Source organism: Xanthomonas sp. WHRI 10207 (assembly GCF_040202975.1).
GTDB lineage: Bacteria > Pseudomonadota > Gammaproteobacteria > Xanthomonadales > Xanthomonadaceae > Xanthomonas.
This window is the reverse complement of the sequence record NZ_JBEGDX010000001.1, coordinates 1,033,833-1,048,081: the sequence shown is the minus strand read 5'-3', so window position 1 is coordinate 1,048,081 and position 14,249 is coordinate 1,033,833. Positions and strand designations below refer to the sequence as shown.

Sequence of the window (14,249 nt, the reverse complement as noted above, 5' to 3'; positions counted from 1 at the left end):
TTGTCATGAGTGTTTCTGTTGTCTTGCAACCCGGCCAGGTAACGCTGGCGCAATGGCGTGCGCTGTATCGCGGCGCCGATGTGGCGCTGGACGCCGCCTGTGCGGCCGCAGTGCTGCGCAGCGCGCAGACGGTGGAGGCGATCGTCGCACGCGGCGAGCCGGTCTATGGGGTCAACACCGGCTTCGGCAAGCTGGCCAGCGTGCGCATCGAGCGCGAAGACCTGCAGACTCTGCAGCGCAATATCGTGTTGTCGCATGCGGCCGGCGTCGGCGAGCCCACGCCGGTGCCGGTGGTGCGGCTGATGATGGCGCTCAAACTCACCAGCCTTGCCCAGGGCGCTTCCGGCGTGCAACCGGGCACGCTGGCGTTGCTGGAAGCGATGCTGCGTGCGGGCATCACGCCGGTGGTGCCGTGCCAGGGATCGGTCGGCGCCTCCGGCGATCTGGCACCGCTGTCGCATCTGGCCGCGGTAATGATTGGCGTTGGCGAAGCCTTCGTCGGCGACAAGCGCCTGCCAGCCGCCGACGCACTTGCACATGCGCAGTTGCAGCCACGCGTGCTCGGCGCAAAAGAAGGGCTGGCGCTGCTCAATGGCACGCAATTTTCCACTGCCTGCGCGCTGGCCGGCTTGTTCGAGATCGAAACCGTATTGCAGGCCGCCCTGGTGACCGGCGCGCTGTCGGTGGAAGCGGCAAAAGGCTCGGATACGCCATTCGATGCGCGCATCCATGCGCTGCGCGGGCAACCGGGGCAGATTGCAACCGCTGCGGCGCTGCGGGCGTTGATGGCCAACTCGGCGATTCGCGAATCGCATCGCCTCGGCGATGTGCGCATACAGGATCCGTATTGCCTGCGTTGCCAACCGCAGGTGATGGGTGCGGCGCTGGACATCATGCGGCAGGCCGCGCGCACGCTGGACATCGAAGCCAATGGCGTCACCGATAATCCGTTGGTCTTCAGCGATACCGGCGAGGCCTTGTCTGGCGGCAATTTCCACGCTGAGCCGGTAGCGTTTGCTGCCGACATGCTGGCGATGGCGGTGTGCGAAATCGGCTCGATCAGCGAACGCCGCACCGCGATGCTGGTCGACCCGGCACTGTCTGGTCTGCCGGCGTTTCTCACCCCTCGCCCAGGCCTCAATTCCGGCTTCATGATTCCGCAGGTCACCGCTGCGGCGTTGGTGTCGGAAAACAAACAGCGCGCGTATCCGGCCAGCGTCGATTCGATTCCGACCTCGGCCAATCAGGAAGATCATGTGTCGATGGCGGCGCATGGCGCGCGACGTCTGCTGGCCATGGCAGAAAATGCCGCGCACGTGATCGGCATCGAGTTGTTGGCGGCGGTGCAAGGCTGCGATTTCCATGCACCGCTGCGCTCCAGCACTGCGCTGGAAGCGGCACGCGCGCTGTTGCGTGCGCAGGTCGCAACGCTACAGGACGACCGCTATTTCCATCCCGATATGCTGGCTGCAAGCGCGCTGGTACGGTCAGGCGCATTGGCCAACGCAGTGGCGATCGCACTGCCGGGTGTGGAGCAGGACGCATGATGCGGCGGGTTGCACATCACCTGCGCAGCGTCCTAGCACCACGCTTTGCATTGTGTGGTATTGCCGCACCAGCAACGGCTGCATGTCGCGCTCAACACGATGATGGCGTTTATGCGTATCGCCAACACGACGTGCTCGCCACTGTGCACGTAACCGGAGCGCAGCGATGAACACCCTGCCCGATTGGTTGGAAGTGCATCGCGGCGACGCGCCGTTGCTTGTCAGCTTCCCGCACACTGGCACCGAGCTGCCCGACACGGTGGCCGACCAGTTCGTGTCGCCGTGGCTGGCGCGCCGCGACGCCGATTGGTGGGTGCACCAGGTCTACGACTTCGCACAGTCGCTGGGTGCCACCACGGTGCGCACCGCCATCTCGCGCTCGGTCGTCGACGTCAACCGCGACCCAAGCGGCGTTTCGCTGTATCCGGGCCAGAACACCACCGGCCTGTGTCCGTTGACCACCTTCGACAATCAGCCGCTGTATGCCGATGGGCAGGCGCCGGATCAGGCGCAGATCGATCTGCGCCGCACGCACTGGTTCGACCCGTATCACGCCGCACTCGCCGCCGAGATTGCGCGCCTGCGTCAGCAACACGCAACCATCGTGGTGTACGACGCGCATTCGATCCGCTCTTTCATCCCGCACCTGTTCGAAGGTGAGTTGCCGCAGTTCAACATCGGCAGCAACGACGATCGCAGCTGCGATCCGGCCCTGGCCGACGCCGTCGAACAGCTGTGCCGCAGCAGTGGCTCCAGCACCGTGCGCAACGGGCGCTTCAAGGGCGGCTGGATCACCCGCCACTACGCGCAACCCGACCAGGGCGTGCACACCCTGCAGATGGAACTGGCCTGCCGCGGCTACATGCGCGAGCCGGACACCATCACCCCCGACAACTGGCCTACGCCGTGGCAGCCGGTGCACGCCGCCGCGTTACGCGCAGTGCTGCGGCATGTGCTGCTGGCCTGCCTGCAGTTCGCCACTGCGCCCTTATCCGACACCACGCCGCACGCGGCCAACCGTTGATTGCAAGGAACCCGGCATGACCCGTCACGATGCAACCCGCGTCATCCGCGCCGCCACCGGCACCACGCTCACCGCCAAGAGCTGGCTCACCGAAGCGCCGCTGCGCATGTTGATGAACAACCTGGACCCGGATGTAGCCGAGCGCCCGCAGGAACTGGTGGTGTATGGCGGCATCGGCCGTGCCGCGCGCGACTGGGAATCCTTCGATGCGATCGTCGCCGCACTCACTCGGCTGGACGACGACCAAACCTTGCTGGTGCAATCTGGCAAGCCGGTCGGCGTGTTCCGCACCCATGTCGACGCACCGCGCGTACTGATCGCCAATTCCAATCTGGTGCCGCGCTGGGCCACCTGGGACCACTTCAACGAACTCGATAAAAAGGGTCTGGCGATGTATGGCCAGATGACCGCCGGCAGCTGGATCTACATCGGCGCGCAAGGCATCGTGCAAGGCACCTACGAAACCTTCGTGGAGATGGGCCGCCAGCATTACGGCGGCAGCCTGGCCGGCAAGTGGCTGTTCACCGGCGGCCTTGGCGGCATGGGTGGCGCGCAGCCGCTGGCCGCGGTGATGGCCGGCGCCTCGTGCCTGGCGGTGGAGTGCCGCCGTTCCAGCATCGACATGCGCCTGCGCACCGGCTATCTGGACACCTGGACCGACTCGCTGGACGAAGCGCTGCGCCTGATCGAGGAATCCTGCACGGCGAAGAAGCCGCTGTCGGTCGGCCTGCTCGGCAATGTCGCCGACGTGCTGGACGAACTGCTGCTACGCGGGATCAAGCCAGACCTGCTGACCGACCAGACCTCCGCGCACGACCCGGTCAACGGCTATTTGCCGCAGGGCTGGAGCGTGGAAGAGTGGGACGCAAAACGCGAGAGCGCGCCCAAGGAAGTAGAAGCCGCCGCACGCGAGGCAATGGCCAACCACATCCGCGCCATGCTCACCTTCCACGCGCTCGGCGTGCCCACCGTGGACTACGGCAATAACCTGCGCCAGATGGCGCTGGAGCAAGGCGTGGCCGACGCGTTCGACTTCCCCGGCTTCGTACCCGCCTACATCCGCCCGCTGTTCTGTCGCGGCATCGGCCCGTTCCGCTGGGTCGCGCTCAGCGGCGACCCGGAAGACATCGCCAAGACCGATGCCAAGGTCAAGGAATTGATTCCCGACGATGCGCATCTGCATCGCTGGCTGGACATGGCCGCCGAAAAAATCGCCTTCCAGGGCCTGCCCGCGCGCATCTGCTGGGTCGGTCTGGGCGACCGCCATCGGCTCGGCCTGGCCTTCAACGCGATGGTGCGCAGCGGCGAGTTGAAAGCGCCGGTAGTGATCGGCCGCGACCATCTGGATTCGGGCAGCGTCGCCTCGCCGAACCGCGAGACCGAAGCGATGGCCGACGGCTCCGATGCGGTGTCCGACTGGCCGTTGCTCAATGCCCTGCTCAATACCGCCAGCGGCGCAACCTGGGTCTCGCTGCACCACGGCGGCGGCGTCGGCATGGGCTTCTCGCAACACGCCGGCATGGTCATCGTCTGCGATGGCAGCGAAGCAGCCGACAAGCGTATCGAACGCGTGCTCTGGAACGACCCCGCCACCGGCGTGATGCGCCACGCCGATGCCGGGTATGCGATCGCAACCGAGTGCGCGCGTGAGAAAGGATTGGATTTACCGGCAATTCTGATCTGAAGTTGCGCGACCAAGGGAGTGCGGCGTGCTGATTGGGCGAATGCACGCGTTAGAAACCGAATGCGCCTGCCACCCTGTGGCGGCGCCAGCGCTTGAGCCTGCATGCCAAATCTGCATATCCCGGCTCCGGTCTCCTGTGCGGAACGGCTTCCCGAGCGAGCAACGTTCGGCGCCCTTCACTCCGCACGTTGATGGAAGCTTGCATGTCGTGCATGCAGCGCCCTGGCTGACACGGGGCGATCTTGCATTCATTGATCAGCCACCAATCTCGCCCTGCGTCGCCGGTGTTTAGCTCGACACATATAGTGACTTCTGTCACGATTGATACAGAGCTGAAATGAAGCGATGACGCGCAATGCGCCGATCGGCTAGGCTTGCAGCTGGTCAGATGCTGGGGGGGAGGCTCTGACCATGGCAACTTCGCATCACACAGCAACATCGCGCCAGTTCAGGCGCGGGGTTTTTTCGCATGGATCACACTGAGAGCCCCCCTCATGCAGCAGGAACAGCGCATCGATTCGTTGACCGGTATTCGCGGCCTTGCCGCCTTGCTGGTGGTCTACGCACATCTGGCTGAAGAAAAATTCTTCGCCGACACCCACCTTTATCCCGGTGAGATGGGCGTCATGGTGTTCTTTACCTTGAGCGGATTTTTGATGGCGTTTCTTTATGGCGAAAAAGAAGCCAATTACGGCTCGGTGGCCCGTTATGCGATTTCGAGATTCTCGCGCATTGCACCGGCATATCTCACTGTTGTGCTGGCTTCGTACCTGATCTACAACCTGATCGACCCGCAGTTTGTGTATGCCATCAGCCACAGCAACCTGCTCCGTCACCTTTTGTTTTCAGGCAATGTCTCCGCGCTATGGAGCATTCCGCCAGAAGTTCAGTTCTACGTGATCTTCGTCGGCATCTGGTTCTCGTTGCGTGCTTTCCACAACAAGAACAATGTTGCTTTAATGGTGGCGGTGCTCGGCACCATCATGGTGCTTATCACCTATCGACAGGAACTTCCCGGCACGTTTGTCGGATCGAAAATTCATTATTTTCTGGCAGGCGTGGTGTCTGGGCTGATACGCAGCCGCGTGAGTGCAAGTGTCAACAACATGACCACGCTCGCAATCCTGCAGGCAGCAGTGATCGGACTGATATCGCTGGTGATCCTCGGTGTAATCGATGTGGATTTGGGCTCCAAACGCGAACTCTATCTCACGCTCGAAACGGCGGGTTTCTCCGGCATCTTTGTCTTCCTGTTCTCCTTCGATACCGGCCTCAGCAAGCGTCTGCTCGGCAACCGCTTCATGATGCTCAGCGGCGAATGCAGCTTTTCGATGTACCTGCTGAACATTCCGATCATCTATGCCGCGCTGGCGGTAATGGATGGCGTGCCACCGAGGCCGGTCCTGGCGATACCCATCATTGCGATCACGATCGCTGCGGCATGGGCCATGTATCGACTGGTCGAAATGCCCGGGAACACCTTGCTGCGCCGGCTGGGCACTCGCCTGCTGCTGCGCCCCGCGTCCGCGCCAGTGCTGCCGCCTAATCCTCCCACGACACTGGCAACACGGACGTCGCCAGGTACATCCACGCAGCCCTGACACTCGCGCCTTGTTTGCCGACCTACGACGTACGCCTTCTGAACGGAGGCGTTTACGTTTAGAGCGGTTGACAAACGACGGCGTTACCAGATCGCGGGCACAGCCAGTGCCCGGAAGGGGCATATCCCTTCCGTCTACCGCGGTTGCGTTGCGCCCTCCACATCTGCCTGACAGCCGACCGCCAGGTGGTAGCGCTGACAACCGACGCGGCCAGATGGTGGCAATTGGGGCAATGAACCGGTTGTCTGTCCACGATTGCCCTCAAGAACATCGTTGCCAAGCCGACAAGGTATGCAACGTTTCGAGGAATCCTCATGGGCATCCTGATCTACCTGGTGCCTGCCTTCGCACTCTGGGCGCTCATCGCCACGGGGTTGGCGTTCGTGCGTGGGCGCCAGCTCAATGCCGAGTACGGGCAGCACGCCAGTACACAGGACAGTCTTGCGCGCTATCAGGCGGCGCTGTCGCAGCTCAAGGCACGCGCCGCGGCCACCACGCTAGAGCTGGAATCGCTGCAGCGCAGCTACACCGTGCTCAAGCAGTCGCTGGAGCAGCATGAACAAAACGCCGTAGAACAGCAGCACCCAGAGGTCCCCGAGCAAGTGATTCCGATGGTCATGGTGCAGCGCCTGGATATCGCCAACGAGATCGGCACGCTGTTTGCCCATGTCGCCCGTGTGGCACGCAGCCTGCGCCGCTACAGCGCCTATAGCCGCGGGCACAATGCGCCCGAGCCCAGCACGGCACGCTACGACCTGCATTGGCTGGCCGACTGCCTGCACAGCTTCGACCAGGTGGGTCACGCGTTGGTGCGCGGCAATATCGCGGCATTGATCACCGCCTGCCAGGATCTGCTGTCGATGTACGAGCACTATCTGAAGGACGGCTCCGGCTATAACAGCCGCGACACCTTCCAGCGCCTGAGCAGCGATGTGCCACTGTCGGAGGCCACCGACGCCATCCGCTCGATCATCGTCAAGGCGACGCTGGCGCAGGATGTGCAGGACGCGGTGCAGGACGATGAAGCGGCCGTGGCGGTGGCAGCGGAGCAGTGATTCGGGAATCGGGAATCGGGAATCGGGAATCGCAAAAGCGTGTGATCGGGGAGCTATTGGGTCAACTCGCCTGCATGCATTCAAAGCATTGAAACTGCGCTTCGCTAGCGCAAAAAAACGCGCCGTTCTCGGCGCGTTTTTGTTTCCACCTCCAGCACTAATGCTGCGGTAATGCGTAGGCGATCAACGCATCGCCGGCCGGGGTTTCCATGAAGTGGTGGCCGCCGGCCATGATCACCAGGTACTCGCGGCCGCCGTAGGAATACACCATCGGGTTGGCCTGCCCGCCGGCCGGCAGCTTGGCGTGCCAGAGCTCCTTGCCGGTGGCCAGATCGATGGCGCGGATCAGGTCGTCGGTGGCTGCCGCGATGAAGATCAAACCACCGGCCGTCACCACCGAACCACCGTTGTTCGGTGTGCCGATCTCGATCGGCAGGCCGGAGCGGATGCCGAACGGGCCATTGCCGCGCGCACTGCCGAACGGCCGGTCCCACAGCGTCTTGCCGCTGGCCAGATCGATGGCGCGGATGCCGCCATACGGCGGTTCCTTGCACAACAGCTTGGTAAACGGCAGCCGCCAGCCGGCATTGACGTTGATCGCATACGGCGTGCCGGCCTGCGGGTCGCCCGCGCCTTCTGCGCCGCCTGCATCGCCGCGCACTTGATCGCGCGGCGCCCAGCCCAGCTTGTCGGCCTTGGCACGCGGTACCAACAGGTTGTAGTTCGGCATGTCGTTGTAATTGGCCACGATCACGCCGTGCTGCGGATCCACCGCCACGCTGCCCCAATCCGAGCCGCCGTTGTAACCGGGATACTCGATCGAATGCCGATCGGCTTCCGGTGGCGTGTAGATGCCCTTGTAGCTGGCCTTGCGGAACTGGAGACGACACACCAATTGGTCGATCGGGGTCATGCCCCACATATCGCGCTCGGTCAAATCCGGCTTGCGCAACGTGTGATACAGCGAAAACGGCTGGGTCTTGGCGCGCATCTGCGGCTCCACGCCACCACCGGGCACCGCACGTTCTTCCACGCCGACCAGCGGCTTGCCGGTGCGCCGATCCAGCACATACAACTCGCCCTGCTTGCTCGGCAGCAACACCGCCGGCACGTTGACGCCATCCTTGGGGAAGTCGATCAGGCTCGGCTGCGAACCCAGGTCGTAATCCCACGCGTCGATATGCGTGGTCTGGAAATTCCACACCGGCTTGCCGGTGCTGACGTCCAGCGCCACCAGCGAGGTGGCGTAGCGATTCTCCGGAGGCGTGCGCGAGCTGCTCCAGTAATCGGCAGTGGAATTACCCATCGGCAGGTACACATACCCTAACTGCTCGTCCGCAGCCGCGGTAGTCCACATATTGGGCGTGCCAGGCGTCCAATTCTGGCCCGGTGGCGGTGCGCCATCCCAGTCCGGATGCGTCATGTCCCAGGCCCAGCGCAATTTACCGGTCACCGCATCGAAACCTTCGATCACACCGGACGGCTCGTACCGCTTCTGCCCATCCAGCACCTGATGACCGGTGACGACCACACCGCGCACGATCGCCGGCGGTGAATTGATCGACACATAGCCGGGCGGCGTCTCGCCCATGCCCACTGTGATATCGACCTGCCCATTGCTGCCGAAGTCCTGGCACAGCTGACCGCTGCGTGCATCCAGCGCAATCAGGCGCCCATCCAGCGTACCCTCGATCACCCGCGTGCGGCACAGCGCTGAGCCATTGGATGCCACTTCGGCAGCGCCGGCGTTGGCTGCCGCTGGCACCTCGTAATACGACACGCCACGGCACGCGGCGGTATACGGAATCGCCTCGTCCTTGACCTTGGGGTCGTAGCGCCAACGCTGCTTGCCGCTGGACGCATCCAGCGCAATCACCTGGTTGCGCGCAGTGCACAGGTACAGGCTGTCGCCCACCTTCAACGGTGTGGTTTCCGCGCCCCAGCGCTTGCTCGGCAGATCGCCGGTATGAAAAACCCAGGCCTGCTGCAGCTGTGCGACGTTGTCGCGGTTGATCTGTTGCAGCGGCGAATAGCGCTGACCTGCCTGGCTACGCCCGTACGCCGCCCAATCGCCATCTGCCGGCGCGTTGGCCGGTTGCACATCGGTCGTTGCAGATGCTGCCGGTGCACTGCGATTGACCAGACCACCGGCCATCCCGGCGGCATGCGCCAGCGCGCCATCGGCCTCGGTGACGCCGTGCGGAATGAACGCCAGCACGAACGCGACCACAAACACGGCCGCCAATACACCCGCCACGCTGCGCGACAGCGCGCGCGATACCGGGCGTTGCAGTTTTGGCAACAGCAGTGCAAGCACGAACGCGAGGCACACGATCAGACCCAGGCGCGGCACCCAACGCCAGTAATCGCTGCCCGACTCCCACCACGTCCACAGCACCGAGCCGGCCACCACGGCTGCAAACCACCACGCGCCCGCGTTGCGGCCACGGAACAGCAACACGCCAGCGATCAGCATCGCCGCACCGGCTGGTGCGTAATACCAGGAGCCATCCAGCGCGGCCAACCACACGCCACCGGCCAGCAACACCGCACCCAGCACGGCAATCACGCCTCCCAAGATCGCAAGCGCCCAATGGCCGCGACCGGAAGGACGATCCACATTCGTCATCAGTTGTTCCTCTTCGACACAGCGGCGACGCAACGCCGCCGCACCGCCAATCACCTTCGACCTGCGCCGGTGAAAGCACTGCGTTTTTCGCAGTGGGGGCGCTTAAACACTGCGTTGCACATGTCATGGCCTGCAATAAACCAAGCGCGCAAGAAAACACATGCAATAAAAAACGCCGGCATTGCCGGCGTTTTCGTTCAACTGCAGCGATGACGCTAGCCGATCATTCTTCGGTTGCCGGCGGCAGCGCGACGGACTCGATGGTTGCGCTCGTTTCTTCCACCACGTCGTCCACTTCATCCAGCGATGCGTCCAGGCGTTCGACCGCCTGCAACTTCTCGCCCTTGGACAGACGGATCAACGTCACACCCTGCGTGTTGCGGCCCACGCGCGAAATTTCCGAACCGCGTGTGCGCACCAGGGTGCCGCCATCGGAGATCAGCAGCACTTCGTCGGTGGCGCCCAGCAGTACCGCACGCACCAACTTGCCGTTGCGCTCGCTGGTCTGGATACCGATCACGCCCTGCGTGCCGCGTCCCTTGCGTGGGTATTCGGACAGCGGAGTGCGCTTGCCGTAGCCCTTCTCGGTGGCGGTGAGGATGTAGGCCATATCGTCGCTCTCGACGACGTCGATCACCGCCGCATCGGCGCCGTCTGCGCTATCGACGACGTCGTCCGCAGCGTCTTCATCGGACTCGATCTCGATCCCACCCGCCGGGTCGGACACGATCAGGCTGACCACTTCCTCGCCCTTGGGCATGCGGATACCACGCACGCCGGTGGCGGTACGGCCCATCGAACGCACGGTGGATTCGCCAAAGCGCACGGTCTTGCCGTTGGAGGCGAACAACAATACGTCGCGATCGCCATCGGTCAGCGCAACGCCGACCAGCGCGTCGCCATCGTCCAGATTGATCGCGATCTTGCCGCGTGCCAGACGGAAGGCGAATTCGCTGAGCGGGGTCTTCTTGACGGTACCGTTGCGGGTGGCGAAGAACACATAGCGGTTGTCGGCGTATTCGCGCACCGGCAACACCGCTTGCACCCGCTCGCCGGATTCCAGCGGAATCCAGTTGATGATCGGGCGGCCACGCGCATTGGAGCCGGCTTCCGGCAACTGATGTACCGGCAGCCAGAACACCTTGCCGCTGCTGGTGAAGGTCAGCAACGTGTCGTGCGTGTTGACCAGCCACAGCTGATCGATGAAATCTTCTTCCTTGGTCGCTGCGGCAGAACGGCCACGCCCACCACGCCGCTGCGCGCGATACGCGCTCACTGGCTGACGCTTGGCATAACCGGCGTGCGACAAGGTCACCACCACGTCCTCCGGCGCGATCAGATCGAGAATATCCAGATCTTCTTCGCTGTGACGGATCTCGGTGCGGCGCTCGTCGCCGTACTCTTCGCGGATGTTGATCAGCTCGTCGCGGATCACCTGCAGCAATACGTCGGGGTTTTCCAGGATGCGGATCAGGCCCTGGATGACCTCGAGCAACTGCTTGTACTCATCGGTCAGCTTTTCCTGCTCCAACCCGGTCAGGCGATGCAGACGCATTTCCAGGATCTGCGAGGCCTGCACTTCGCTCAGCTGATAGAAGCCATTGGCCAAGCCCACGCCCGGCGCCAGGTCTTCCGGCTTGGACGCTTCGGCACCGGCGGCACCCAGCAGCGCACCGACCAGACCGGGTTCCCAGGTCTTGGCCAGCATGCGCTCGCGCGCTTCCTGCGGGTTGGCCGAGGTCTTGATCAACTCGATCATTTCATCGATGTTGGCCAACGCAACAGTGAGGCCTTCCAACACGTGCGCACGCGCACGCGCCTTGCGCAGTTCGTAGATGGTGCGGCGGGTGACCACTTCGCGGCGGTGGCGGATGAACGCCTGCAGCATCTGCTTGAGATTCATCAACTGCGGGCGGCCGTCGATCAGCGCCACCATGTTGATGCCGAACACCGACTCCATCTGGGTCTGCTGGTACAGGTTGTTGAGCACAACCTCGGCCGACTCGCCGCGCTTGATTTCGATGTAGATGCGCATGCCGTCCTTGTCGGACTCATCGCGCAGCTCGCTGATGCCTTCGAGCTTCTTTTCCTTGACCAGCTCGGCGATCTTTTCGATCAACCGCGCCTTGTTGACCTGGTACGGGATCTCGGTGACGACAATCGCCTCGCGGCCGTTGTCGGCCACTTCCACATCGGCCTTGGCGCGGATGCGCACGCGGCCACGGCCGGTGCGGTAGCCCGCGGCAATGCCGGCGGTGCCGTTGATGATGCCGGCAGTGGGGAAATCCGGGCCTGGGATGTACTCCATCAAGCCTTCGACATCCAGCTCGGGCGTATCGATCAACGCGATGCAGGCGTTGATCGCCTCGGTCAGATTGTGCGGCGGGATGTTGGTGGCCATGCCCACCGCGATACCGGCAGAACCGTTGACCAACAGGCTCGGGAACCGGGTCGGCATGACCGTCGGTTCCAGTTCCTTTTCATCGTAATTGGGCTGGAAATCGACGGTTTCCTTGTCGATATCGGCCATCAGCTCATGCGCCAGCCGCGACATGCGCGACTCGGTGTAACGCATCGCCGCGGCGGAGTCGCCGTCGACCGAACCGAAGTTACCCTGGCCGTCCACCATCATGTAGCGCAGCGAGAACGGCTGCGCCATGCGTACCAGCGTGTCGTACACCGACTGGTCGCCGTGCGGATGGTATTTACCGATGACGTCGCCGACGATACGCGCCGACTTGAAATAGGCCTTGTTGCTGTGGGCGCCCAGCTCGTGCATCGCGAACAGCACGCGGCGGTGCACAGGCTTGAGGCCGTCACGGGCATCGGGGAGTGCGCGGCCAACGATCACGCTCATGGCGTAATCGAGATAGCTCTTGCGCATCTCGTCTTCCAGGTTGACCTGGATGATTTCCTTGGCGGTTTCTGCCATTCGGGTTCCGTAAGTGAGGTGGCGGGCGAGCCGGAAAGCCGCGTCGGGGGCGCCTCAGTCACAGGCTGCCGACCCCACGCTCCCGCCGATCGATTCAAGCCCCAGATTGTACCACGAAGGGGCTTCCCGATACCGTCGCTTTACGGCCAGAAACAAGCACTTGCAGGGATTTTGGCGGGATGTTGGCTGCAATCTTGCCGCCGGTCCGGCTCAGGCGCCGAAGGCGGCCTGCATTCGCGCCGGATCGGGCTGCTCGATCACCCCACGTTCGGTGACGATGGCATCGATCAGCGCGCCGGGGGTGACGTCGAACACCGGGTTCCAGGCATGGATACCCTCAGCCACCGTCCGCACCCCGCCCACGCCGAACAACTCGCCCGGATCGCGCTGCTCGATCTCGATCTGATCGCCATCGCTGGTGGCCATGTCCACCGTCGACGACGGCGCCACCACCATGAACTTGACCCCGTGGTGGCGTGCGGCAATGGCCAGCTGGTAGGTGCCGATCTTGTTGGCGGTGTCGCCGTTGGCGCAGATGCGGTCGGCGCCGACGATCACCCACTGCACCAGGCCGGATTTCATCAGATGCGCCGCAGCCGAGTCGGCGATCAGGGTCGCATCGATGCCGTCCTGCTGCAGCTCCCACACGGTCAGGCGCGCGCCCTGCAACCACGGCCGGGTTTCGCCGGCGAACACCTTGGCGATGCGTTGCTGCGCCATGCCGGCACGGATCACGCCCAGCGCGGTGCCGAAGCCGGCGGTGGCCAGCGAGCCGGTATTGCAGTGAGTGAGCACGCCGCTGCCCGGGGCGATCAGCCCGGCACCCAGCGCGCCCATGTGACGATTGGCGGCCAGATCCTCATCGGCGATGGCCTGCGCCTCGCGCGCAATCACCTCGCGCCAGTCTGCACCGGCCGCGCCCAGCACCCGGCGCATGCGCATCAACGCCCAGGCCAGGTTGACCGCGGTCGGGCGCGCGGCATTGAGCCGCAACAGCGCCGGTTCGAGTTTCTGCAAGGCAGCACTGCCATCGTCGGCAGCGATATCGCGCGCAGCCAACACCACGCCCCAGCCGGCCGCGATACCGATCGCCGGCGCCCCACGCACGGCCAACGAATGGATGGCCTCGGCCACCGCATCGCTGCTCTCGCAGCACACATGCTCCACCACGAAAGGCAGCTTGCGTTGGTCGAGCAATTCCAGGGCATCGCCGGTCCACAGCAGGGGGCGGATGTGGTCGTAGCGGGCGTAATCGATATGGGCGCTGTCGTTCATCGCCCTATTGTAAGGCGCGCGCGTAGCTCAGTCAGTGACCGGCGATGCTCAGCCCGTCGTGCTAGCGCAGCAGTGCATCAAGCGCAAAAGCCTGGTTGGTCGAGGGTGCGGTGCCCTCGCCGCTCGCGGGACACGCCGCAAGTACGTCCCTGTAGGCTCGGTAGCGGCATCCATGCCGCCACACGGTCCCGCGATCGGCGAGGACACCGCACCAGACGGTTTGCTGATTGCTTTGGAAGGAAGTTTGCCGGTTGCTTTGTTGAAGCCTGCCAGTCGATCGCGCTGCGCTGCGAAGCTGATCCGACCCGGCGTTATCCGGACAACACACCACGCCTTGCTTGCAGCCGTGCACACCGACCGTCGCGACTGGTCCTTGCCCGCCCACCCTCGCGGGACCTTACGCGGCATGGATGCCGCGTAAGAGCTTACAAGGACGTACTTGCAGCGTGTCCGGCGAGGGTGGGCGGGCAAGGGCCCAGCAGCCAAACCGCAGATCAGCCAC

The 14,249-nt window shown here is 63.8% G+C and carries 8 protein-coding genes; 5 read left to right on the top strand and 3 right to left on the bottom strand.

Features of this window, described 5'->3' with window-relative positions:
* The first annotated feature begins 5 nt into the window (after positions 1-5).
* The 5 genes from hutH to ABQU90_RS04645 all read left to right on the top strand — a co-directional run bounded on the left by hutH (position 6) and on the right by ABQU90_RS04645 (position 6,911).
* Entirely contained in the window at positions 6-1,547 is a 1,542-nt protein-coding gene (hutH, locus tag ABQU90_RS04665; protein ID WP_323522112.1) for a histidine ammonia-lyase, read from the top strand.
* 166 nt (positions 1,548-1,713) lie between these two features.
* The gene (gene hutG / locus ABQU90_RS04660) at positions 1,714-2,571 is read left to right on the top strand and encodes an N-formylglutamate deformylase (protein WP_323522111.1); all 858 of its coding nucleotides are present in this window, start codon (positions 1,714-1,716) and stop codon (positions 2,569-2,571) included.
* Positions 2,572-2,587: 16 nt separating this feature from the next.
* Entirely contained in the window at positions 2,588-4,255 is a 1,668-nt protein-coding gene (hutU, locus tag ABQU90_RS04655) for a urocanate hydratase (RefSeq protein ID WP_323522110.1), read from the top strand.
* Between the two features lie 494 nt (positions 4,256-4,749).
* Complete coding sequence (locus ABQU90_RS04650; protein WP_323522109.1) at positions 4,750-5,856, top strand: acyltransferase family protein; 1,107 nt, start codon at positions 4,750-4,752, stop codon at positions 5,854-5,856.
* A gap of 314 nt (positions 5,857-6,170) precedes the next feature.
* Complete coding sequence (locus ABQU90_RS04645; protein ID WP_323522108.1) at positions 6,171-6,911, top strand: hypothetical protein; 741 nt, start codon at positions 6,171-6,173, stop codon at positions 6,909-6,911.
* 157 nt (positions 6,912-7,068) lie between these two features.
* On the opposite strand, the gene ABQU90_RS04640 is transcribed toward ABQU90_RS04645, so the two are convergent.
* The 3 genes from ABQU90_RS04640 to mtnA form a co-directional block, all read right to left on the bottom strand.
* Positions 7,069-9,540, bottom strand: a complete 2,472-nt coding sequence (locus tag ABQU90_RS04640) for a membrane-bound PQQ-dependent dehydrogenase, glucose/quinate/shikimate family (RefSeq protein WP_323522107.1) — start codon at positions 9,538-9,540, stop codon at positions 7,069-7,071.
* Between the two features lie 223 nt (positions 9,541-9,763).
* On the bottom strand, positions 9,764-12,472 hold the full coding sequence (gene gyrA / locus ABQU90_RS04635) for a DNA gyrase subunit A (protein WP_323522106.1): 2,709 nt from the start codon (positions 12,470-12,472) through the stop codon (positions 9,764-9,766).
* Positions 12,473-12,682: 210 nt separating this feature from the next.
* On the bottom strand, positions 12,683-13,747 hold the full coding sequence (gene mtnA, locus ABQU90_RS04630; protein ID WP_323522105.1) for an S-methyl-5-thioribose-1-phosphate isomerase: 1,065 nt from the start codon (positions 13,745-13,747) through the stop codon (positions 12,683-12,685).
* Positions 13,748-14,249 lie beyond the last annotated feature (502 nt).

Excerpts from the sequence above, each read along its gene's own strand:
- hutH (WP_323522112.1), top strand. The coding sequence starts at position 6 with ATGAGTGTTTCTGTTGTCTTGCAACCCGGCCAGGTAACGCTGGCGCAA.
- hutG (WP_323522111.1), top strand. The coding sequence starts at position 1,714 with ATGAACACCCTGCCCGATTGGTTGGAAGTGCATCGCGGCGACGCGCCG.
- hutU (WP_323522110.1), top strand. The coding sequence starts at position 2,588 with ATGACCCGTCACGATGCAACCCGCGTCATCCGCGCCGCCACCGGCACC.
- ABQU90_RS04650 (WP_323522109.1), top strand. The coding sequence starts at position 4,750 with ATGCAGCAGGAACAGCGCATCGATTCGTTGACCGGTATTCGCGGCCTT.
- ABQU90_RS04645 (WP_323522108.1), top strand. The coding sequence starts at position 6,171 with ATGGGCATCCTGATCTACCTGGTGCCTGCCTTCGCACTCTGGGCGCTC.
- ABQU90_RS04640 (WP_323522107.1), bottom strand. The coding sequence starts at position 9,540 with ATGACGAATGTGGATCGTCCTTCCGGTCGCGGCCATTGGGCGCTTGCG.
- gyrA (WP_323522106.1), bottom strand. The coding sequence starts at position 12,472 with ATGGCAGAAACCGCCAAGGAAATCATCCAGGTCAACCTGGAAGACGAG.
- mtnA (WP_323522105.1), bottom strand. The coding sequence starts at position 13,747 with ATGAACGACAGCGCCCATATCGATTACGCCCGCTACGACCACATCCGC.